We start from the raw sequence: 325 nt of genomic DNA, 5'->3' as shown, positions 1-325 counted from the left end.
GCGTTGCGCTGGAGATCATTGCCCAGACAACTTTGAATCCAGCAAAGCCGATGACAACAATAACTTGGTTCACGCCAAGCTAAGGAAATAAAATGACCTTGAAATACATGCAAGGGTTTGAGACGGTTCGTGACGATTCAGACCTTAGAACACAGGGATGGTCCCCAACCCCTGCTGCGCCGACACGTAAGACAACCGTAGCGATTCCTAGTGTAACTGGCGTAAACGGTTTCTCATTGCGTCCCATAGGTGCATTCCAGTCAATGTCATATTCAACGGCTGCATGGGGAGCGGCAGCAGATCAAACATTTGGATATCTAAACAC

The 325-nt window shown here is 48.3% G+C and carries 1 protein-coding gene; it reads left to right on the top strand.

Features of this window, described 5'->3' with window-relative positions:
- Positions 1–98: 98 nt before the first annotated feature.
- Positions 99–325 (top strand): hypothetical protein (locus tag AC1RP4_RS07890; protein ID WP_481763256.1); only part of this gene is annotated, 227 nt, incomplete at its 3' end.

The organism is Dellaglioa sp. CoH-56-MRSF-10, assembly GCF_056782175.1.
This window is presented reverse-complemented; position numbering and strand designations above follow the sequence as displayed.